General features: G+C 70.9%; 13 protein-coding genes. 7 read left to right on the plus strand and 6 right to left on the minus strand.

Annotation, left to right across the window (positions count from 1 at the left end; translation table 11 throughout):
* Nucleotides 1–149 precede the first annotated feature (149 nt).
* The 3 genes from IFT89_RS01830 to IFT89_RS01840 all read right to left on the minus strand — a co-directional run bounded on the left by IFT89_RS01830 (nucleotide 150) and on the right by IFT89_RS01840 (nucleotide 3,959).
* Nucleotides 150–1,421: an HNH endonuclease signature motif containing protein gene (locus tag IFT89_RS01830; protein ID WP_202938044.1), complete on the minus strand. Its 1,272-nt coding sequence runs from the start codon at nucleotides 1,419–1,421 to the stop codon at nucleotides 150–152.
* Nucleotides 1,422–2,109: 688 nt separating this feature from the next.
* The gene (locus IFT89_RS01835) at nucleotides 2,110–2,361 is read right to left on the minus strand and encodes an acyl-CoA carboxylase subunit epsilon (protein ID WP_124769700.1); all 252 of its coding nucleotides are present in this window, start codon (nucleotides 2,359–2,361) and stop codon (nucleotides 2,110–2,112) included.
* Nucleotides 2,358–3,959: an acyl-CoA carboxylase subunit beta gene (locus tag IFT89_RS01840; RefSeq protein WP_137243414.1), complete on the minus strand. Its 1,602-nt coding sequence runs from the start codon at nucleotides 3,957–3,959 to the stop codon at nucleotides 2,358–2,360. The genes IFT89_RS01835 and IFT89_RS01840 overlap by 4 nt, the downstream gene beginning before the upstream one ends.
* 139 nt (nucleotides 3,960–4,098) lie before the next feature.
* Here IFT89_RS01840 and IFT89_RS01845 point away from each other — a divergent pair, with 139 nt between their 5' ends.
* Entirely contained in the window at nucleotides 4,099–4,890 is a 792-nt protein-coding gene (locus IFT89_RS01845) for a biotin--[acetyl-CoA-carboxylase] ligase (protein WP_202938045.1), read from the plus strand.
* On the opposite strand, the gene IFT89_RS01850 is transcribed toward IFT89_RS01845, so the two are convergent.
* Nucleotides 4,874–5,686: an EI24 domain-containing protein gene (locus IFT89_RS01850; protein WP_202938046.1), complete on the minus strand. Its 813-nt coding sequence runs from the start codon at nucleotides 5,684–5,686 to the stop codon at nucleotides 4,874–4,876. The genes IFT89_RS01845 and IFT89_RS01850 overlap by 17 nt on opposite strands.
* A 101-nt stretch (nucleotides 5,687–5,787) precedes the next feature.
* On the opposite strand from IFT89_RS01850, the gene IFT89_RS01855 reads away from it, so the two are divergent.
* Nucleotides 5,788–6,345, plus strand: a complete 558-nt coding sequence (locus IFT89_RS01855; RefSeq protein WP_161578613.1) for a PH domain-containing protein — start codon at nucleotides 5,788–5,790, stop codon at nucleotides 6,343–6,345.
* 129 nt (nucleotides 6,346–6,474) lie between these two features.
* Nucleotides 6,475–7,620, plus strand: a complete 1,146-nt coding sequence (locus IFT89_RS01860; protein ID WP_202938047.1) for a 5-(carboxyamino)imidazole ribonucleotide synthase — start codon at nucleotides 6,475–6,477, stop codon at nucleotides 7,618–7,620.
* A gap of 173 nt (nucleotides 7,621–7,793) precedes the next feature.
* Here the strand turns inward: IFT89_RS01860 and IFT89_RS01865 are convergent, their stop codons facing one another.
* Both IFT89_RS01865 and IFT89_RS01870 read right to left on the minus strand, forming a co-directional pair.
* Nucleotides 7,794–9,626 carry a sulfite reductase subunit alpha gene (locus IFT89_RS01865; protein ID WP_202938048.1) on the minus strand — a complete coding sequence of 611 codons (1,833 nt, stop codon included), beginning with the start codon at nucleotides 9,624–9,626 and terminating at the stop codon, nucleotides 7,794–7,796.
* 23 nt (nucleotides 9,627–9,649) lie between these two features.
* Nucleotides 9,650–15,232: a glutamate synthase-related protein gene (locus IFT89_RS01870; protein ID WP_307783382.1), complete on the minus strand. Its 5,583-nt coding sequence runs from the start codon at nucleotides 15,230–15,232 to the stop codon at nucleotides 9,650–9,652.
* Between the two features lie 389 nt (nucleotides 15,233–15,621).
* On the opposite strand from IFT89_RS01870, the gene mvk reads away from it, so the two are divergent.
* From mvk to IFT89_RS01890, 4 genes are read left to right on the plus strand one after another with little or no spacing between them, the layout of a single operon-like run.
* Nucleotides 15,622–16,560 carry a mevalonate kinase gene (mvk, locus tag IFT89_RS01875; protein WP_202938050.1) on the plus strand — a complete coding sequence of 313 codons (939 nt, stop codon included), beginning with the start codon at nucleotides 15,622–15,624 and terminating at the stop codon, nucleotides 16,558–16,560.
* Complete coding sequence (gene mvaD / locus IFT89_RS01880) at nucleotides 16,557–17,615, plus strand: diphosphomevalonate decarboxylase (protein WP_307783383.1); 1,059 nt, start codon at nucleotides 16,557–16,559, stop codon at nucleotides 17,613–17,615. Before mvk ends, mvaD begins: the two co-directional genes overlap by 4 nt.
* Nucleotides 17,612–18,829 carry a phosphomevalonate kinase gene (locus IFT89_RS01885; RefSeq protein WP_071262515.1) on the plus strand — a complete coding sequence of 406 codons (1,218 nt, stop codon included), beginning with the start codon at nucleotides 17,612–17,614 and terminating at the stop codon, nucleotides 18,827–18,829. Before mvaD ends, IFT89_RS01885 begins: the two co-directional genes overlap by 4 nt.
* Nucleotides 18,826–19,893, plus strand: coding sequence for a hydroxymethylglutaryl-CoA reductase (locus IFT89_RS01890; RefSeq protein ID WP_079002857.1), 1,068 nt, complete (start codon nucleotides 18,826–18,828; stop codon nucleotides 19,891–19,893). The genes IFT89_RS01885 and IFT89_RS01890 overlap by 4 nt, the downstream gene beginning before the upstream one ends.
* Nucleotides 19,894–19,910 lie beyond the last annotated feature (17 nt).

Raw genomic sequence — 19,910 nt, forward strand, 5'->3', positions numbered from 1 at the left:
AGCCTGTCGAAGTGCCCACGAGAACCCCCTTCGACACGTCGACGGGCGCAGCGCAGGGACCGAAGCGTTCCGGGCACACCTCTCCCGGTCACTGAGCCTGTCGAAGTGCCCACGGAGAACCCTTCGACAGGCTCAGGGACCGGCGGAGGTCAGAACGGTGCGGGATCGGGTTCTGTCCGGTGGCGTTTCCCATCAGGTGTCGTCCACTCGAGTACTCCGCCGGGCTGGTGGTCGAGGTTCCATCCGGGCAGATGCTTCATCAGGTGATGATGTCGGCACAGGCAGGCAAGGTTCCCCACATCCGTGGTCCCACCGTCTTCCCACGCGACCGAATGGTCGAGATCACAGGCCCGGGCTCGTCTGCCGCAGCCCGGTGCCCGACAGGTGCCGTCTCGCAGGCGGACCGCGCGTTGCAGGTCAGCCGGAACCCGGTACTGATTGCGGCCGACGGAAAGGACCGCGCCGGTTTCCGGTTGGACGAGGATCCGGGTGAAGCTTGGTGCGTTCACGGCGATACGTGCGGCGGTCTCGGGGTCGATCGGGCCGTATCCGTCGAGGGTGGCCGGGGCGTCGGAGACGCCGGCCATGCCCAGTGCCGGCACGGTGATCTGCACGGTGGGCTTGATGTGCTCCTGGACCTCGATCGGGTGCGGGAGCACCGGGCTCGACGTGACGTCGTCGGGCGTGACACCGGTGAGGGCGAGGGCCGCGAGGGCGTCCGCCTGGAGCTGGGCGCAGGTGCGGGTGTCACCTGCTGAGCGGGACTCGGCGGCGGCCGCCTCGACGCGCTCGATGAGCCCCTGGGCGATCGGCGCCGTGGTGAACAGGTGCACCCACGCCATGCCGTCGGCGGCCGGTTCGAACTCGACCCGGCGGTCGGCCTCGGAGCGGACCGCTCGGGCGGTGATGGACTCGGGGTGGAGTCGCTCGCGCAGGATGCGGGCGCGCCTGCGGAGGTTCGCGTTGGTCGTCTCCTCCGCGACCTGTAGTACCTCAGCGAGGAACGCCGCCCGCCCCGCGGTCGGCACGTCACTGAGTTGGTCGATGATCGTCTGCGCGTGCCGCGCTGAGATGCGGCCCGCCTCGAGCGACTCGAGCACGGCCGGAGCATCATTCACAAGGCGCTCGGCGTCGTTCGTCGCCCGCTGCACGGTCCGCTCGGGCGTGCGGGTCGCCATCGCGAGCGCCGTACAGGTCGACCGGCGGGAGAGCGCCTGCCGTTCCGCGGGCGGGAAGATCGCCGGAACCGTGGCGTCGGCGAAGGCGTCGGCATAGGCGGCGGAACGGGCGAGGAGGCGCGCCTTCCGTGCGTCGAGGACGGCCTGCTGCCGGTGGATCTCAGTCCACTCGTCCGACAACTCCGCCAGCTGCGCGGCGTAGTCGTCGCCGACGCGGATCGCGGTGCGGGTGGTCTCGGTCATGGAACAAGTCCATCATGGACGACTGACATTCCAGACGCCGAGTTGTGCCGGTTGGGGAAGTTGCTCGTGCGCCCTTCGACAAGCTCAGGGACCGGAGAAGGTTGCTCAGGGACCGGAAGAGGATCACCGGAGCGGGAGGTTCCTCATGTGCCCTTCGACAGGCTCAGGGACCGGCGGGGGTCGCTCAGGGAACGGTGGGGCGTCGCCGGTTGTGGATGCTTCTTCGTGGGCCCTTCGACAGGCTCAGGGACCGGAGGAGGTTACTCAGGGACCGGAGGGGGTTGCTCAGGGACCGGGGGAGATCGCCGGAGCGGGAGGTTCCTCGTGGTGCCCTTCGACAAGCTCAGGGACCGGAACGCGTCCGAGTGGACTTCTCCCGGTCGCTGAGCCTGTCGGCGTGCCTGGTCCCGGACGAACGAAAGGAGGGCCAGCACCCGATGCTGGCCCTCCGTGACGTTCGTGGGTCAGAGCGGTAACCCGAATACCGCTCTGACCCGCCCCCGAACTCCTGCCCGCTTACCCTAGATGGAGCAGGAGCTGGTGAAGTGGTCTCGATGAGACGCAACTTTCGAGAATGATGATCCTCCATCAGGGGTACCCCCGACAGTCGGCACTATGGAGGACACGAATGGGGGACAGCACCGCGCGCCGCGAGGGGCAACCGGCGTGAGTCCTCCCTCGAGACGGCTCAGCCCGTGAACGCGCGCCAGTGTCCTGGGCCCACGGTGATCCCTGTGCGGAGGTTCCGCCTCGTCCGCTCCCACGTCGACGGGACGCGGGGTGCCGGGGCGGTGTCGGCGTCACGCAGCGCCTGTTCGGCGATCGCGACGCTCAGCACCGCGGTGAGCGCCGCGAGTTCCTCGTCGGTCGGGGTACCGCGCTCGATCCGGAGATCGATCGACGACGGCTCGGTCGTGTTCGGCTCGGCGCCGGTGCTCACAGCGGGATGTTCCCGTGCTTCTTGGCGGGCAGGCTCGCACGCTTCGTCCGGAGCGCGCGGAGCGCCTTGATGACCGAGACCCGCGTGGCCGCCGGTTCGATGACGCCGTCCAGCTCGCCGCGCTCGGCGGCGAGGAACGGGCTCGCGACGTTGTAGGTGTACTCGTTCGCGAGGCGCGTGCGCACGGCGGCGACGTCCTCGCCGGCTTCCTCGGCCCGCTTGATCTCGCCGCGGTACAGGATGTTGACGGCACCCTGCCCGCCCATGACCGCGATCTCGGCCGTGGGCCAGGCGAGGTTGATGTCGGCCCCGAGCTGCTTCGAGCCCATGACGATGTAGGCGCCGCCGTAGGCCTTGCGCAGGATGACGGTGACCAGGGGCACCGTGGCCTCGGCGTAGGCGTAGAGGAGCTTCGCGCCGCGGCGGATGACGCCGGTCCACTCCTGGTCGGTGCCGGGCAGGTAGCCGGGGACGTCGACCAGGGTGAGGATCGGGATGCTGAACGCGTCGCAGAACCGGACGAACCGACTCGCTTTCTCGCCCGCTTCGATGTTCAGCGTCCCGGCCATCTGGGAGGGCTGGTTGGCGATGACACCGACCGACCGTCCCTCGACGCGCGCGAAACCGATGACGATGTTCGGCGCGAAGAGCGGCTGGACCTCGAGGAAGTCGGCGTCGTCGACGACATGCTCGATGACGGTCTTCACGTCGTAGGGCTGGTTCGGCGAGTCGGGGATGAGGGTGTTGAGTCGGCGGTCCTCGTCCGTCGTCTCCAGCTCCACCTCGACGTCGAAGACCGTGGCCTCGGACAGGTTGTTGTCGGGCAGGAAGCCGACAAGGGTGCGGGCGTAGTCGAGGGCGTCCGGCTCGTCGCTCGCGAGGTAGTGCGCGACGCCCGAGCGGGTGTTGTGCGTGTACCCGCCGCCGAGCTCCTCCATGCCGACGTCCTCGCCCGTGACGGTCTTGATGACGTCGGGGCCCGTGACGAACATCTGGCTGGTCTTGTCGACCATGATGACGAAGTCGGTGAGTGCGGGGGAGTAGACGGCGCCGCCGGCCGCCGGACCCATGATGATGGAGATCTGCGGGATGACCCCGGAGGCCTGCGTGTTGCGTCGGAAGATCTCGCCGTACTTACCCAGCGCGACGACGCCCTCCTGGATGCGCGCGCCGCCGGAGTCGAGCATGCCGATGATCGGGACGCCCGTCTTCAACGCGAGGTCCATGATCTTGATGATCTTGTCGCCGGCGACCTCGCCGAGCGAACCGCCGAAGATGGTGAAGTCCTGCGAGTACACGGCGACCTGGCGGCCGTGGATGGTGCCGGTGCCGGTGACGACGGCATCGCCGTACGGCCGAGAGCGGTCCATGCCGAAGGCGGTCGTGCGGTGCCGCACGAACTCGTCGAGTTCGACGAAGCTGCCGTGGTCGAGCAGCTGCGCGATGCGCTCCCGCGCGGTGAGCTTGCCCTTCTTGTGCTGCTTCTCGATGGCGGCTTCGCCGCTCGCCGTCACGGCCTCGTGATAGCGGTTCTTGAGGTCGGCGAGCTTCCCGGCCGTCGTGTAGAGGTCAGGGCCGGAGGTGGTTTCGTCGGTCACGCTTTCACCTTACCCGGTGGTCCCCCGGCCGACCCGTTGACGATCGGGTACAAGTGGCGCGCCGATCCGTTGTCGGCATCGTCCAAGCGTGCCGGTGGGCGACGCGGGCGCCGACGACCGGCCTCAGTAGGGTTGTGCCATGGATCTGCCCCTCACCGCCGCCCTCGTGCCACGCCTCGAGATCCTCGCCCACGCCGGCTCCACCAACGACGAACTCGCCCGACGCGTGCGCGAGGACGGCGGCGACGCGTGGCCCGACCGCTCGGTGGTCCTCACCGACGACCAGCGCGGGGGACGCGGTCGCCTCGGTCGCGTGTGGACGGTGCCACCCGGCACATCACTCGCCGTGTCGGTCCTGCTCCGGCCGGTCACTCCGTCGGGTGGTCCGCTCCCGCTGCAGGCCTACGGCTGGCTCCCACTCCTCGCGGGCGCGGCGCTCGCGGAGTCGCTCCGGGAGCTCGGGGTGGCCGCCGACGTGAAGTGGCCGAACGACGTGCTCATCGGCGGTCGCAAGGTGTCCGGCATCCTCGCCGAGCTGCTGCCGAGCGGGGACGCGGTGATCCTCGGGACCGGTGTCAACCTCCGCCAGCGTGCCGAGGAACTGCCGACCGACCGGTCAACCTCGCTCGCGCTCGCCGGCCTCGCCGATCCGGACCCGGACACCGTCCTCGTCGGTTACCTGCGCGCCTTCGGCACCCTGTACGACGCCTACCTGGCGGCGTCCGGTGACGCCGAGGCCAGCGGGCTCCGAGCGGTGGTCACGGAGCGATGCATGACGTTGGACAGCTCGGTGCGGGTGGAACTCCCCGGCGGCGACGTTCTGACCGGCACGGCCGAGCGGATCGACGTGGACGGGCGGCTCGTCGTCCGGCCGACCGACGGTGGTGCGCCGGTCGCGGTGGCGGCCGGAGACGTCACGCACGTGCGCTGAGCGTCCCCGCCCGTTCGGTGAGGGACCGGCGTGCGAGCACCGTCGCGCCGGAGACGGCTGCCGGCATGACCAGGACGGACAGGACCGGCACGAGGAAGAGGACCGCGACCGTCATCCCGAAGCCCAGGGTGCGGGCGCGTCGCCTGGCGAGGGTCCGGCGGCGGTCGCGCAACGACAACCCCCTCGCGTCGAACGCGTAGCCCGTCAGTTCGAGGGCGAGGAACCAACCGCTCACAGCGAGCCCGAGCACCGGGACCACCGTCTGGCCGATCACCGGGACGAAGCCGAGGAGGAAGAGGACGGCCGCCGTCGGGATGGTGAGCAGGAGCAGGCCGAGTGCCCGGGTGACACCGGTGAGGAGGCCGCGCCACGCGGACTCACCCGACTCCGGAGGAGCGTCGCCGAGGGTGCGTTCGACGTCGGCCCAGATCCGCTCGTAGAAGGGGTCGCCGACGAGGAGCGTCGCTGCGGCGTAGGCGTACAGCATCACCACGACGGCCACGGCCACCAACGCGACCGCGGCGGCCACCCTGATGGACGAGCGGTACGGCTCGTCCCAGGTGTCGGCGAACGGTGTCGCCCAGTCGACGATCGTGGCGGCGTTGACGCCGAGGACGACGAGCAACGCGATGAACACGACGCCCACGATCGCGGCGGGGATCATGCCGAGCAGCATGCGCTTCGGCGAGGTACCCCAGAGGCGGAACCCGCCGAAGAGGATGCCGATCCCCTCGAGGAACGACCCGACCACGCCGGGGTGCTGCGCCGTCGGTGCGGTGCTGTCGGCCGGTTTCACGCCTTCATGCTAGCCGGGCGGCCGATGCACGGATGCTCGGGATCGCCGACGGGCGGGGTGGGAGCAGGCGGCGGGTTGCCGCGACTGCTAAGAATGGGAGTATGGCTGATCCCGGTATGACGGGGCCGGGCAGGCCGGCTCCTCCCGCGGCGGCGACCGAACGTGTGGTCGCACGCCTGCGTCCGCATGCCCGGCGGCTCCTGCTCCCCGCGCTCCTGCTCATCGCGGTGAGCGGCGCCGGTGCGTACTTCTTCGGCTCGTTCGACCTCGAGTGGCAGAACTGGGCCGTCCTCATCGGCGGCGGGGTGATCGTGCTGGTCGCCTGCGTCCTGCCGTTCATCGCCTGGCTGTCGGTCCGTTACGTGATCACGACCCGCCGACTGATCGTCCGTCGCGGGTTCTTCGTGCGGACGCGCCAGGAGCTCTACCACGCCCGTGGCTACGGCATCACGGTGCACAAGAGTTGGGTGCAGAGCGCCTTCGGCAGCGGCAACGTCCGGGTGACGAGCGGTGGCGAGGTACCGGTCGTCCTGCGGGACGTGCCCGGTGCGGTCCTCGTCCAGAACGCCTTGCACGAGCTCGTCGCGGAGAACCAGAGCATCGCCGCGCCGTACCCGGCAGCACCGGCTCCGACGCAGCAGCCACCGGTCCGACGCTGACCGGTGACCGGCCCGCCCGGCCGGTACGATGTTCGAGTCGGGGCACCAGCCGATCCGCCTCCGGATCCGCCCGTCCCGCCTGCCGATACGAGACCCGCCGGCCGGTCGCCGGAGAGCTGGAGTGAACCCATGAGCATTCGCGTCGGAGTGATCGGCGGCGGCCAGCTGGCCAGGATGATGGTGCCGGCGGCCGTGAACCTCGGACTCGACATCCGGGTGCTCGCTGAGCAGGATGGCATGTCCGCCCGACTCGCCACCGTCGAGGTGGGTGACTACCGCGACGCCGACACCGTGCTCGCCTTCGCCGAGACGGTCGACGTCATCACCTTCGACCACGAGCACGTGCCGCAGCACGTCCTGCGCGCACTCGTCGACGCCGGCGTGCAGGTGCACCCGGGACCGGACGCGCTCGCCGTCGCCCAGGACAAGCTGCTCATGCGCGAACGCCTCACGGAGCTCGGACTGCCGGTCCCCGACTGGGCGCGCGTGCACGATCAGGAGGAGCTCGCGGCCTTCCTCGCCGAGCACGGCGGGAAGGGCGTCGTGAAGACGCCGCGTGGTGGCTATGACGGCAAGGGCGTCCGTGTCGTCCACGGACCGAACGAGGTCGCCGACTGGTTCACGGCGCTCTCCGAGGACGCCAACGGAGGTGCGCTGCTCGTCGAGGAGCTGGTGTCGTTCCGGCGCGAGCTCGCCCAGCTCGTCGCCCGGCGCCCGTCCGGTGAGGTGGTGCCGTGGCGCGTCGTCGAGACCGTGCAGCTCGGTGGGGTGTGCAGCGAGGTCATCGCTCCGGCGCCCGGCTCGGCGGGCCGGCTCGCCGACGCCGCGGAGGAGATCGCCGTGACCGTCGCGACCGCGCTCGGGGTGACCGGGGTCCTGGCCGTCGAACTCTTCGAGACCGAGGACGACCGCCTGCTCATCAACGAACTCGCCATGCGTCCGCACAACAGTGGGCACTGGACGCAGGACGGCAGTGTCACGAGCCAGTTCGAGCAGCACCTGCGCGCCGTCCTCGACCTGCCCCTCGGCTGGACGGGCTGCCACCGCGATTGGACCGTCATGGTGAACGTGCTCGGCGGGCCGGCCGAGGGGTCGCTCGACGACCGCTACCCGCAGGTCCTCGGTGCGCACCCGCTGGCGAAGGTGCACAACTACGGCAAGGACCCGCGCCCCGGGCGCAAGGTCGGCCACGTCAACGTCGCGGGCGACGACCTCGACGACGTCGTGTACGAGGCACGCGCCGCCGCGGCGCTGCTCGGCGCCGAGAACGCCTGACCGCCCTTCGACAAGCTCAGGGACCGGTGGTTGGGCTTCAGGGACCGGTGGTTGGGCTCAGGGACCGAGGGCCAGGCTCAGGGGCCGAGGGCTGGGCTCAGGGACCGATGACCGGTCGCCGAGCCTGTCGAGGTGCGCCCTTCGACAGGCCCAGGGACCGGTCGAGGTGCGCCTCAGTACACGTCGCGGATGTAGCGCTTCTCGCGCTTGAGCGTGTGCACGTACTCGGCCGCGGCCTCCGTCGAACGCCCGCCGTGTTCGGCGATGAGCTCGTGCAGCGCCTGGTCGACGTCCTTCGCCATCCGTGAGGCGTCACCGCAGACGGCGAAGTGGCCGCCCTCCTCGAGCCAGGCGTACAGCTCCTTGCCGTTCTCGCGCATCCGGGTCTGGACGTACACCTTCTCGCGCTGGTCGCGGGAGAACGCGAGGTCCAGACGATCCAGCACCCCTCCGGTGAGCAGCTCGCCGAGTTCGTCCTCGTAGATGAAGTCGTGTGCCCGGTGCTGGTCGCCGAAGAACAGCCAGTTCCGACCGGTGGCCCCGCGCTCGCGGCGCTCCTGCAGGAACGAGCGGAACGGTGCGATCCCGGTTCCCGGGCCGACCATGATGAGCGGCGCGTCGTCGTCCGACGGCACCCGGAAGCCCGCGTTCGCGGAGACGAAGATCCCGCTCGTCGCGCCCTCCGCGACCCGGTCGGCGAGATGCGTCGACGCGACGCCGCCGTGCAGACGGTCGCCGACCGCGTACCGGACGCTCGCGACGGTGAGGTGCACGCGCCCGTCGGCCGCCAGCGGACTGGACGAGATCGAGTAGGCGCGGTGCTGGAGCGGACGCAGCACGTCGAGGAGCGCGGCGGCGTCGAACCGGACCGCGGTGGAGCGCAGGAGGTCGAGGATGTCGCGGTCGCGCAACCAGGAGTCGAGCGTCTCCGCCTGGGCGAGCGCGAGGATCCCCGCCAGCTCCGAGTCCGGCGCGCGGTCGGCGAGTTCGGCCACGAGGTCCTTCGACGGGGTGCGGATCTCGAACCCGTGGGTGAGCCGGTCCGCCAGGGTCGAGCCGTCGACCGACTCGTCCGCGGTCGCGTCCAGTTCGGCGATGATGGCGTCGACGAGCGCCGGGTCGTTGCTCGGCATGACGCCGAGGGCGTCGCCGGCCGCGTACTCGATGCCGCTGTCGCCCAGGTCGAACTCGTAGTGCCGGATCTCCTTCGACGAGGCGGGCCCGGACAGGACGCGGTTGACAGCGAGGGTGGCGCCGTACGGCGTCTTGCGGGTCCACGGTGAGCGCGTGCGTCCGGGCTTCTTCGCCGGCTTGGCCGCCGGCGCGGGAGCGGGTGCGGCATCGGCGTCCGTCGGGGCGAGGGCGCCGAAGAGCGACAAGGCCTGTGTGGTCCACGCCGCGGCGGGCTCCTCGTAGTCGACGTCGCAGTCCACGCGGGCGAGGATGCGTTCCGCGCCGAGCTGCTCCAGACGCGTGTCGATGAGCTTGCCCGCCTGGCAGAACCCGTCGTATCCGGAGTCGCCGAGCGCGAGCACGGAGAACTTCAGGCCGTCGAGGCGTGGTGCGGTGCTCGCCTGGAGCGTCTCCCAGAACAGTTCGGCGTTGTCGGGCATCTCACCTTCGCCGTACGTGGAGGTGATGACGACCACGTGTCCCATCGTCGGGAGTCGGTCGACCTCGACGTCGTCGAGTCCGATCGTCGTCACCGCGACGCCGTAGCCGGAGGCGGCTCGGCCGAGATCCTCCGCGATGGCCTCCGCGGTGCCCGTCTGCGTCCCGACGAGCACGTGCAGGGCGAGCTGCGGCGTGCGGCCACCGGCGTCGGTGGCGTCGATCGCGCTGGAGCGGACCCCTGCCAGGAATCCGGCGAGCCAGACCCGCTGCTCGGGGCTGAACGGCGCGTCCGCCGGGATGAACGGGTCGTCGGCGCTGCTGCCGAGCGCGGCGAGTGCCTCGAAGAGCACCGGGCTCGGTGTGCTGGCCGCCGGGGCATGGGTCGAGGGCATCGTCCCCTCCAGTTCGGGCGCGTTCATCGGGAACCCGCCAGGGTCAGCTCGGCCAGAGCGGCCGATGCAAGGAGTGCTTCGGTGCCACCGGTCGCTGCGGATCGGGCACGGTTCTTGGCGTGCTGGTGCATGATCCACCCCGTGGTGCCCGGGTGGTCGATCGACCGCACGTTCCGCAGGCGCAGGGCCTCCGTGTAGTCGTGGAGGCGCTTCGCGGCGATCATGGCGGCGAGCGCTCCGTCGTCGTACCGTTCGAGCAGTTCTCGAGCCGCCCGCTGCACCCGCTGCATGACGAAGAAGTCCTCGGTGAGGATGAGCGTGCGGACGCTCGCCTGTACGAGCGGGTGCGACGGGTCGTCGATGCCGGGCGTGCGGGACAGCGCGACCTCCTGGGCGAGCTTCAGCACCGTGTAGCTCGTGAGGAGCGCGTAGACGTCCTGCGGGTCCGCCGCGGGCTCGCCGAGTCCGGGGGCGCGACCGCCGCGGACCGGTCGGCGGTCGCGGTAGTCGAGTTTGAAGGTGCGGAGCTGCTGTGCCGCGAGGGCCGCGCCGAGCTCGTCGAGGAGTTCCTTGCGGCTCTTGGCCGCGAGGATCGCGTCGCTGTCCTGGTAGAGGAGCAGCGCGCGGGGCATGCCGAACACGAACTGGTGCCTGGCCGTGTCCCAGTCGGCGAGCAACCGGGAGGCGAGCGGCGAGCCGGTCGCCTCGACGTGCCACTCCAGCAGCAGGAGCACGGCGGCCTCGTGGAACGCTGCCTGCTCGCCCTCGGTGATCGATCCGAGGAGGAGGGAGTCCGCGCTGACCTTGCTCGGCAGTTCGCCCCGCGGGTCGTACTGGTAGACGAAGCCACCGCTCATCCCGTTGCCGAAGCCGCTCCCGAAGCCGCCGAGGTTCAGCACGGCGCCGTTGGTCATGTATTCGCAGGCGTAGTCGCCGACGCCCTCGACGACCGCGGTGGCGCCCGAGTTGCGGACGGCGAAGCGGTCGCCGGCCTCGCCCTGGACGAAAGTGCGGCCACCGGTCGCGCCGAAGAGCGCGAAGTTGCCGATGAGGACGTTGCCGCCGTCCTCCGAGCTGCCGCCGCCGGGGGAGAGGATCGCGATGGTGCCGCCGGATGCGCTCTTCCCGACGCCGTCGTTGCAGGTGCCGGTGTGCCGCCAGTGCAGGCCGTCGACGCAGAATGCCGCGTACGACTGCCCCGCGGAGTGCTCGGTGCGTATGGTCACGGTGTCGGCGGCGAGGGAACGGTGGCCGCGGTCGTCGGTGACGACCGAGGGGATCGCCGCCGCCTGGGCGTCGTCGAGCTCGTGGTTGAGGATGCGCTCGAGGTCGATCGCGAGCTGTCCGCCCACGGAACGCCAGCGGTTGCCGAGGCGGATCCCGCCGTCGGCGTCCTCGGCGCCCAGGTCGAGCGTCGTCCGGCCGTCGTCGAAGAGTCCTGCCCGTACCCGCTCGATGAGGGCGTCGTCGAGCGTGAAGTCCTTCTCCAGGTACACGGGGTCGGTGACGACGACCTCGGGGACGACGGCGAGCATGGCGCGCAGGTCGAGGTCTGCGACGGCCGCCGGGTGGTCGACGAGGTGGAGGAGGTCGGTGCGACCGCGGGCTTCGCGAAGCGAGCGGAGGCCGAGGATGGCGAGCCGCTCGCGGACGTCGTGCGCGATGTTCAGGAGGTACTGCGCGAGCGCGCGCGGGTCGCCGTCGAAGGTCTCCGGGTTGGTCGTGAGACCAGCCGGGCACTTCACGTTGCAGTTCTTCGCCATGACGCACTTGAGCATCATGAGCGCGGTGGTCCCGAACTCGAAGCTGTCGCCGCCGAGTAGGGCGGAGATGACGACGTCGCGACCGGTCTGGTGTGCGCCGGAGCAGCGCAGGGTGACCTTCGACCGCAGACCGTTCGCGCTGAGGGCCTGGTGGACCTCGGCGATGCCGATCTCGGCGCTGCGTCCGGCGTACTTGAGGCTCGTCACGGCGGCTGCGCCGGTACCACCGGTGTTGCCGGCCACGTTGATGACGTCGGCACCGGCCTTGGCGACGCCGACGGCGATCGTGCCGATGCCCTCGGAGGAGACGAGCTTGACGACGACGCGGACCCGAGCCGCCTTGCAGTCGTGGATGAGCTGCGCCAGGTCCTCGATCGAGTAGGTGTCGTGGTGCGGCGGCGGCGAGACGAGCTCGATGCCGGGCGTGCCACCCCGGGCGGCGGCGATGTCCACCGTCACCTTGGGCGCCGGGAGCTGACCGCCCTCGCCGGGCTTGGCGCCCTGGCCGATCTTGATCTCGAGCTCCTGCAGCATCGGGTCGGCGAGGTAGCCGGCCCAGACGCCGAAGCGGCCCGAGGCGAACTGCTTGATGCGCGAGCCGCGGATGGTGCCGTAGCGGGACAGGTGTTCGCCGCCCTCACCGCTGTTCGACATCCCGCCGACCATGTTGGTGCCGTGCGCGACCGCCTCGTGCGCGGTCGCCACGAGGGCGCCGTGGCTCATCGCCCCGGACGCGAGGGATCGGGTGATCTCGCTCGCCGGCTGGACGAGGTCGGTCGAGATGCTCTCGGCACCCTCGACGAGCATCGAGAAGTAGTCGTCGGCCGAGCCTGTCGCCTCCACGATGAGGTCGCCCCCGGAGATCCAGTGCCCCGTCACCTCGCCGCCGAAGCGGTGGACGTAGTACTCGCCGAGCGCCGAGACCCGGGTGAGGTCGCCCGCGAGCGGTCCCGTGAGCTGCAGCCGGTGCCGTCCCTGCTCGGTCCGCGTCGCACGCAGGCCGCGGACGACGATCGAGGAGTTGCCGACGGGGCCGAGCCGGTCGAGTTCGCGCGCGAACTCCTCCGGGGTGGTCAGTCGGGTGATGTCCTCGGGCAGCACGAGCACGTCGCGGAGGGCCGCCGGGCGACGGCGCCGCTCGGTCGTCATCGACTGGACGAAGGAGCGGTAGCCGGGCGTGATGGTGAAGGCGTCGATCTCGTCGTCGTCGAGGGCGTCGAAGGAGGTGTGCTGGTAGGCGTCGTCGTCGATCCCGAACGCGTCCTCGAGGTTCCCGATGGTGTGGAGGCGCAGCGGGTCGTCACCGAGCGTGCCGCCGTCGCGGTCGACGGCCGTGGTGTCCGCTCGCGGCAGCTGGACGGGTTCCTCGGTGAGGTCGACGAAGCCGCGGACCGCGGTCGTCCCGTAGGAGTGGCCGGCGCCCTCGGCGCGTTCCTTGAACAGGCCGAGGAGCGGGACGTCCGCGTCGCTCGACGTCGTCAGGGCGCGCTGGTGCCAGGCGCTCGCCGTCCGGGCGATCCCGGCGAACCCGACGCCGCCGACGGGGGCGCGGAGGTGCGGGAAGGCGCGCGCGAGCACGGGGTCGCTCGTGTCGAGGTAGTTCGGCTCGAAGAACTCGCCGCCGATGTAGCTCTCGACGGTGCAGAGGCCGACCCGGCCCATGGTCTTCAGGAGCGACTTCTCGGCGGCGTAGGCGAACCGGCGGAACGCGGCCTCGACGTCGTCGGGGTGCTGCTGTTCGGCACGGAGACGGACCGCGAGCGGGTGCACCGCGGACGCTCCGAAGCCGAGGGCTGAGGCGACGTGGTGCGAGGACGGCAGCTGGCCACTGTCGACCACGAGCGACACGCGGAGCCGGAGGCCGTCGTCGATGAGTCGCTGGTTGACGGCCGCCACGACGAGGATGAGCGGCAGGGCGGCACCCTCCGCGTGGACGCCGCGGTCGCTGAGGATCGCGATGCCGCCGTTCTCTGCGGCGAACCCGGCGACCTCCGCGGCCACGCGCTCGACGGCGGCCTCGAGCGCGTCGGCGTTCGCCTGCGCGTCCACCTCGGGCCGGTAGAGGATGTCGAACCACGCGACCGGCGACTCATGCTGAGCGCTGAGGCGCCGCAGTTCGTCCTCGCTGACGATGGGGGATCGGAGGACGAGCTGCTTCGTTCCGATCGTGCCGCTGCCGGGCTTCGGGCCGAGCGCGACCCGGAGGGTCATGCCGTCCGCCTCACGGATGCTGTCGAGCGGCGGGTTGGTCACCTGGGCGAAGCGCTGCGAGAAGTACTTCGCCAGGCCGCCCTCCTGGTCGGACAGGGCGTTGATGGCGTTGCCGTAGCCCATCGCCGAGATCCGCTCCTTGCCCGAGGCGAGCATCGGGTCCGTCATGAACCGGAAGCTCTCCTGGTTGAGGGAGTACGCGACGTAGCGCTGCACCTGGCTCAGGCCACCGCGGTAAGCGAAGGCGTCGTCCGCCGAGGCCGTCGGTGCCGACACCGGGACACCCCGGTCCTCGAGCGCGTCGAGGTCGGTGGCCGATGCGGCGAGCATCGCCGGGTAGTCCTTGCGCGCCGCGAGGAGCTCGAGCGCCTCGCCCGTGCGGAGGCGCGTGCCCGTGCGGTGGTCGTAGGCGAGCATGCCGCCGGCCTCGATGCGACCGCGGTGGACCACCTCGTCGTCCGGGAACGGCAGCTGCCCGGCCTCGGAGGTGACGCAGAGGTAGTCCGCCGTCTCGACGCTGCGCAACGGGCGCAGGCCGAGGCGGTCGAGGCGGGCGCCGACGGTCGTGCCGTCGTTGAAGATGAGCGCGGCCGGGCCGTCGTTCTTCTCCTCGACGAGCGAGAAGTACTCAAGCATCGCCCGAACCTCGCGGCTCAGCGTGCGATCGTTCTCCCAGGCCGGGGGCATGACCGACACGACCGCCTCGAGCAGTTCGAGGCCGTCCTCGACGACGCGGCTGTGCAGCGTCTGGTCGAGTCGCGAGCTGTCCGACTGGCCCCTGGCCCGGATGATCTTCCGGCCACGTGACGCCGCCAGCGCCGTCTCGGACAGACGGTTCTTGCGGTCGGTGTTGAGCTCGCCGTTGTGCGCCATGAGGCGGAAGGGCTGCGCCATCGACGGGTGGGGAGCGGTGTTCGTCGAGAACCGGGTGTGGAAGGCGAGGGTCCTGACCCGGTGCAGCGGGTCGGCCAGGTCGGCGAAGTAGGGGATGACCTCGCCGGAGTTGAGGCGTCCCTTGAGGACCTGGGTGCGCGTGCTGAGCGACAGCGGGTACAGGCCGTCGAGGGTGAGGTCCGTGTAAGCGGTCGCCTCGATCGCGAGCAGGGCCGCGTGCGCGCGCCGGTCGAGGTCCTCCGCGGAGGCGTCGTCCGAGGGCTCGAAGATCCACTGCCGGATCGGCAGCTGGTACTGCACGGCCTTCGGGCGCAGGACGGCGTCGACCGTCGGCACGGCACGGGCGAGCAGCACGGTGAAACCGGCCTCGCCCAGCGAGCGTTCGATGAGCGCCTCGGCATCGCCGATCCGACCGTGGTCGACCGGGAGGAAGACGTTCGCGACGCCGAACCGACCGGCGACGAGCGGCTTGCCGACGAGAGAGCTGAAGAAGTCGACCGAGAGGTCGATCTGCACGCCCGCTCCGTCGCCGACACCCTCGGACGACATGCCGCCGCGGTGGGGGATGGCGCACAGGGCGGTGTCGCCGAGTGCGATGACGTCGTGGCTCTGCACGCCATCCTTGCGGGTGATGAAGCCGACGCCGCAGTCGCTCTTGTCGGTCTGGCGATCGACGAGGTCGGGCAGGGGCGATGGTGCGGCGGTGCGCGGGCGCGGTGGGACGGAAGACGAGATCACGACGGGGTACCCCTCGGAATGCGGGCGCTGGACGGCCCGGAGACGGTGAGATGACGGGACCGGATCTACGTCGCTGGAGGGTGGGTCCGTGTCGACGCGGGCGCTGGGTGCGGCGGCCGTCGTCTGCATGAATGGAGGTGTTCCGATCCTAACCGGGCCGTCCCGCCCACTCAACCGTAACGAGCCGAACCGGGCCGTTCGGCGTAGGCTGGGTGTTTCCGGTACGCATGGGACACGCCGTGAGCGCTCCGGCGGCTCCCGTCGACGGCCCATCGTGCAGCGCCCGGATGCGCTGCGGGACGGCTCACGAGCCGGCCCGTGGTGGATCGGATCGCGACCGGACGACCGATGTGCAGCCAGCTGCATGTTTTTCGGACCAGAATGGTGAGATGACGACAGAGCACACGGCTGCGACCGGTCGCGGCTTCGCGCATGCCAAAGCGATCCTGCTGGGCGAGCACGCCGTCGTGTACGGGTCTCCAGCCGTCGCCCTGCCCATCCCGTCGCTCCGGGTCGAGGCGACCGCCCGACGCATCGACGGGGCCTCGGTCCTCGACACCGAGATCTCGCTCGGCCCGCTCGACGCCTCCGATCCGCTCGGGACCACCGTCCTCGAGACCCTCGCTCACGTCGGTGCGGCACCGGCCGGTGTCGAGGTCGTCGTCCGCGGGACGCTCCCGATCGGCAGGGGCCTCGGATCGAGTGCCGCGGCCGCCAACGCGATCGTCGACGCCGTCGCCGACTTGCACGGCGTGGCGCTCGACGACGCCGACCGGTTCGAGCTCGTGCAGCGCGGCGAACGCGTCGCCCACGGGACGCCCAGCGGTCTCGACGCCCGGGCCACGAGCGCCTCGACACCCATCCTCTTCACCGCCGGCCGGGTCGAGCATCCGCCGATCCGCTTCGGCGGCAGCTTCGTCGTGGCCGACACCGGTGCGCGCGGGTCGACCCGGAAGGCGGTCGCCGACGTCCGCGCCTTCGTCGAGCTGCACCCCGAGCGTGGTCGCGCGCTCCTGGCCGAGCTCGAACGCGGGACCGTGGCGGGCGTCGCCGACCTCGCAGCGGACCGCCGCGACGACCTCGGGACCCGCATGAACGCGGCTCAGGTCGTCCTCGACGAATTCGGCGCCGGGCACCCCGCCATCACCGCGCTCATCGCGGTCGCCGAGGCGAACGGCGCCCTCGGCGCGAAGCTCACGGGCGGCGGGCAGGGCGGATGCATCATCACCCTCGCCGCAGACCCCGCGTCAGCCCGACGCATCTCGCAAGCCCTCCTCGAGGCCGGAGCACTCGGCACCTGGACGATCGACGCGGAGGACTACGCGTGACCCTGACCCCGCAACAGCTCGCGACGACCGCCTCGGAGGAGGGCAGTGCGACCGCGCTCGCCAACCCCAACATCGCCCTCGTCAAGTACTGGGGCAAGCGGGACGAGGCGCTCATCCTCCCGTGGACCGGAAGCCTCTCACTGACCCTGGACGCAGCGCCCACGACGACGACGGTGCGACTGACGGACGCAGCCGACGACGTCGTGCTCCTCGGCGGTCGAGCCCTCGAGGGCACCGCCCGCTCCCGCGTCACGCGCTTCATCGACCTCGTGCGCGCGCTCGCCGGCCGAGACGAGCGCGTCACCGTCGACTCCCACAACGAGATCCCCACGGGCGCCGGCCTCGCCTCCTCGGCCTCCGGCTTCGCTGCACTGGCGCTCGCCGCATCGACCGCGTTCGGACTCGACCTCGATCGGCGTGCCCTCTCCCGGCTGGCCCGCCGTGGCTCGGGATCGGCTTCCCGTTCGATCTTCGACGGGATCGCCGTCTGGCACGCCGGGCACGACGACGAGAGCTCCTTCGCCGAGGCGGTGCCCGCGCCCGGACTCGAGCTCGGCATGGTCCTCACCGTCCTCGACGCCCGGGCCAAGTCGGTCTCCAGTCGCGACGGCATGCGGCGCACGGTCGACACCTCCCCGTACTACCCCGCCTGGGTCGAACGCACCCCCGTCGAACTCGAGGAGATGCTCGCCGCGATCGCCCGCGCCGACTTCACCGCGGTGGGCACGATCGCCGAGCGGAACGCGATGCGGATGCACGCCACGATGCTCGGCGCCGAGCCGCCGGTCAGGTATTGGGGACCGGCGAGCGTGGAACTGCTCGATCTCGTCGCAAACCTCAGAGGCGACGGCCTCGAATGCTATGCGACGATGGACGCCGGCCCGAACGTGAAGATCCTGTGTCGAGCCGACGCGGTCGACGAGCTCGCGACTCGGATCCTCGAGGCGCAGCCCGACATCGGCGTCATCCCCGCCAGAGCCGGACGGGGCGCGAGGCTCATCACCTCGGAGCCCGGCGGATCGGCGGGCGAGCAGACAACGGAAGGAGCGCGATGATCGAGATCAAGGCGCCCGGCAAGCTCTTCGTGGCCGGCGAGTACGCCGTCGTCGAACCAGGGCACCCATCCATCCTCGTCGCGGTCGACCGGTGCGTCACCGTCCGACTCGAGGCGAGCGAGCACGAGGGCCGCATCTTCTCCGACCAGTACGGCCGAGCGCCCATCATCTGGCGTCGCAACCGCAACGGGGTCGTCGTCGAGCACGAGGAACGCCCGCTCGACCACGTCCTCTCCGCCGTGAGCACGATGGAGACCCTCGTCGCCGAGCTCGGCGTGGCGCAGCGGTTCTCCGCGCTGTCGATCACCAGTGAGCTCGACGACGCGAGCGGCCGGAAGTTCGGCCTCGGCTCGAGCGCGGCCGTGACGACCGCCACCATCCGCGCCCTCGACGAGTTCTACCAGCTCGACCTCACCCGGACGCAGATGCTCAAGCTCGCGATCCTCGCCACCATCGACGTCGCGCCGGCAGCCTCCGGGGGCGACCTCGCGGCGAGCATGTTCGGCGGCTGGCTCCGCTACACCTCGCCCGATCGGGCGCGGCTGAGGGAGGTGCGCCACCGAGAAGGGGTGCTCGCCGCCCTCCGCGACCCCTGGGCCGAGCTGGGGCTCGAGCGCCTGTCGCCACCGACCTCGCTCCGTCTCCTCGTCGGCTGGACCGGCGAGCCCGCCTCGACCACGCGTCTCGTCGACGAACTACAGTCCCGCAAATGGGCGGAGACCGCCCACTACACCTCGTTCCTCGCGGCCAGTCGCGCCGCCGTCGACGCCCTCACGATCGGCTTGAACGACGAGGACCCGGCCCTCGTGCTCGGTGCCGTCCGCTCCGCGCGCGCGACGCTCGCCGGTCTCGGACGCGACGCCGGTGTCGACATCGAGACCGCCGCGCTTGCTCAGCTCTGCGACGCCGCCGAGCGCCTCGGCGGGGCGGCCAAGTCCTCCGGTGCCGGTGGTGGCGACTGCGGGATCGCGTTCATCGGCCAGTCCGTCTCCACCGCCGCCCTCGAGGACGACTGGTCGGCGCACGGCATCGAGCGGCTCCCGCTCACGGTGCACCCGCCGACCGGACTCATCGACGCCGCCCACAGCCCGTGGGGGCCGTCGGAGATCAGCCGTACCGACGACGACGCGGTCGAATCCATCAGATCCACCTACGCTCGTGCCTTCGCCGAGCAGCACGACGTCCTCCGGGGCGGAACGGAACCCCACGCATGAGCAACGAACCCGACGGCGTCGCACCGGTCCCACTCAAGTGGATCGGTCCGCTCCACCTGAGCGGCAACGTCATGGAGGGCGAGCAGGAGGTCCCGCTCGCCACGTACGAGAGCCCGCTCTGGCCGTCGGTGCGCCGAGGCGCGCGGATCTCCTCCATGGTCCCCGGCGGCATCCGCGCGACGCTCGTCGACGAGCGGATGAGCCGCTCGGTCCTGTTCGAGGTCGACTCCGCCGGCGACGCCCTGCAGGCGCTCCGCGAGATCGAGCGCAGCCTGCCCGAGCTGCAGGCCGTCGTCGCCCAGTCGAGTCACTTCGCAGAACTCATCGAGATCAACTCGCAGATCGCCGGCAACCTGCTCTTCCTGCGCCTCGAGTTCCGCACGGGTGACGCGTCCGGTCACAACATGGTCACGCTCGCGGCGGACCGCCTCATGCCGTACATCATGGAGCGTTGGCCGATGCTCCGGTACGGCTCGATCTCCGGCAACTTCTGCTCCGACAAGAAGGCGACCGCGGTCAACGGCATCCTGGGCCGTGGCAAGAACGTCGTCACCGAGATGACGATCCCGCGGGCGATCGTCGAGCGGTTCCTGCACACGACGCCCGAGCAGATCGTGCAGCTGAACGTGCGCAAGAACCTCGTCGGGACGATCCTCGCCGGTGGCCTGCGCAGCGCGAACGCCCACTACGCCAACATGCTGCTCGCGTTCTACCTGGCGACCGGCCAGGACGCGGCGAACATCGTCGAGGGCTCGCAGGGCGTCACGCACGCCGAGGTCCACGACGGCGACCTCTACTTCTCCTGCACCCTGCCGAACCTCATCGTCGGCACGGTCGGCAACGGCAAGGGGCTCGGCTTCGTCGAGGAGAACCTCACCCGCCTCGGGTGCCGCGAGGACCGTGAACCCGGCGCCAACGCCCGGCGACTCGCCGTCCTGTGTGCTGCCGCCGTCTGGTGTGGCGAACTGTCACTCCTCGCCGCGCAGACCAACCCCGGTGAGCTCATGGCCGCCCACCTGAAGCTCGAACGCAGCGCACAGACCGCAGCCGGCGCGCCCGCCTGACCCTCCCACCGCACCGG

Origin of the sequence: Plantibacter sp. CFBP 13570 (assembly GCF_014841395.1) — a bacterium.
In the GTDB taxonomy this organism is placed as follows: Bacteria; Actinomycetota; Actinomycetes; order Actinomycetales; family Microbacteriaceae; genus Plantibacter; species Plantibacter auratus.

Coding starts and splice junctions, on each gene's coding strand:
- IFT89_RS01855 (WP_161578613.1), top strand. CDS start 5,788: ATGGCTGATCCCGGTATGACGGGGCCGGGCAGGCCGGCTCCTCCCGCG.
- IFT89_RS01860 (WP_202938047.1), top strand. CDS start 6,475: ATGAGCATTCGCGTCGGAGTGATCGGCGGCGGCCAGCTGGCCAGGATG.
- IFT89_RS01885 (WP_071262515.1), top strand. CDS start 17,612: ATGATCGAGATCAAGGCGCCCGGCAAGCTCTTCGTGGCCGGCGAGTAC.
- IFT89_RS01890 (WP_079002857.1), top strand. CDS start 18,826: ATGAGCAACGAACCCGACGGCGTCGCACCGGTCCCACTCAAGTGGATC.
- IFT89_RS01845 (WP_202938045.1), top strand. CDS start 4,099: ATGGATCTGCCCCTCACCGCCGCCCTCGTGCCACGCCTCGAGATCCTC.
- IFT89_RS01830 (WP_202938044.1), bottom strand. CDS start 1,421: ATGACCGAGACCACCCGCACCGCGATCCGCGTCGGCGACGACTACGCC.
- IFT89_RS01865 (WP_202938048.1), bottom strand. CDS start 9,626: ATGCCCTCGACCCATGCCCCGGCGGCCAGCACACCGAGCCCGGTGCTC.
- mvk (WP_202938050.1), top strand. CDS start 15,622: ATGACGACAGAGCACACGGCTGCGACCGGTCGCGGCTTCGCGCATGCC.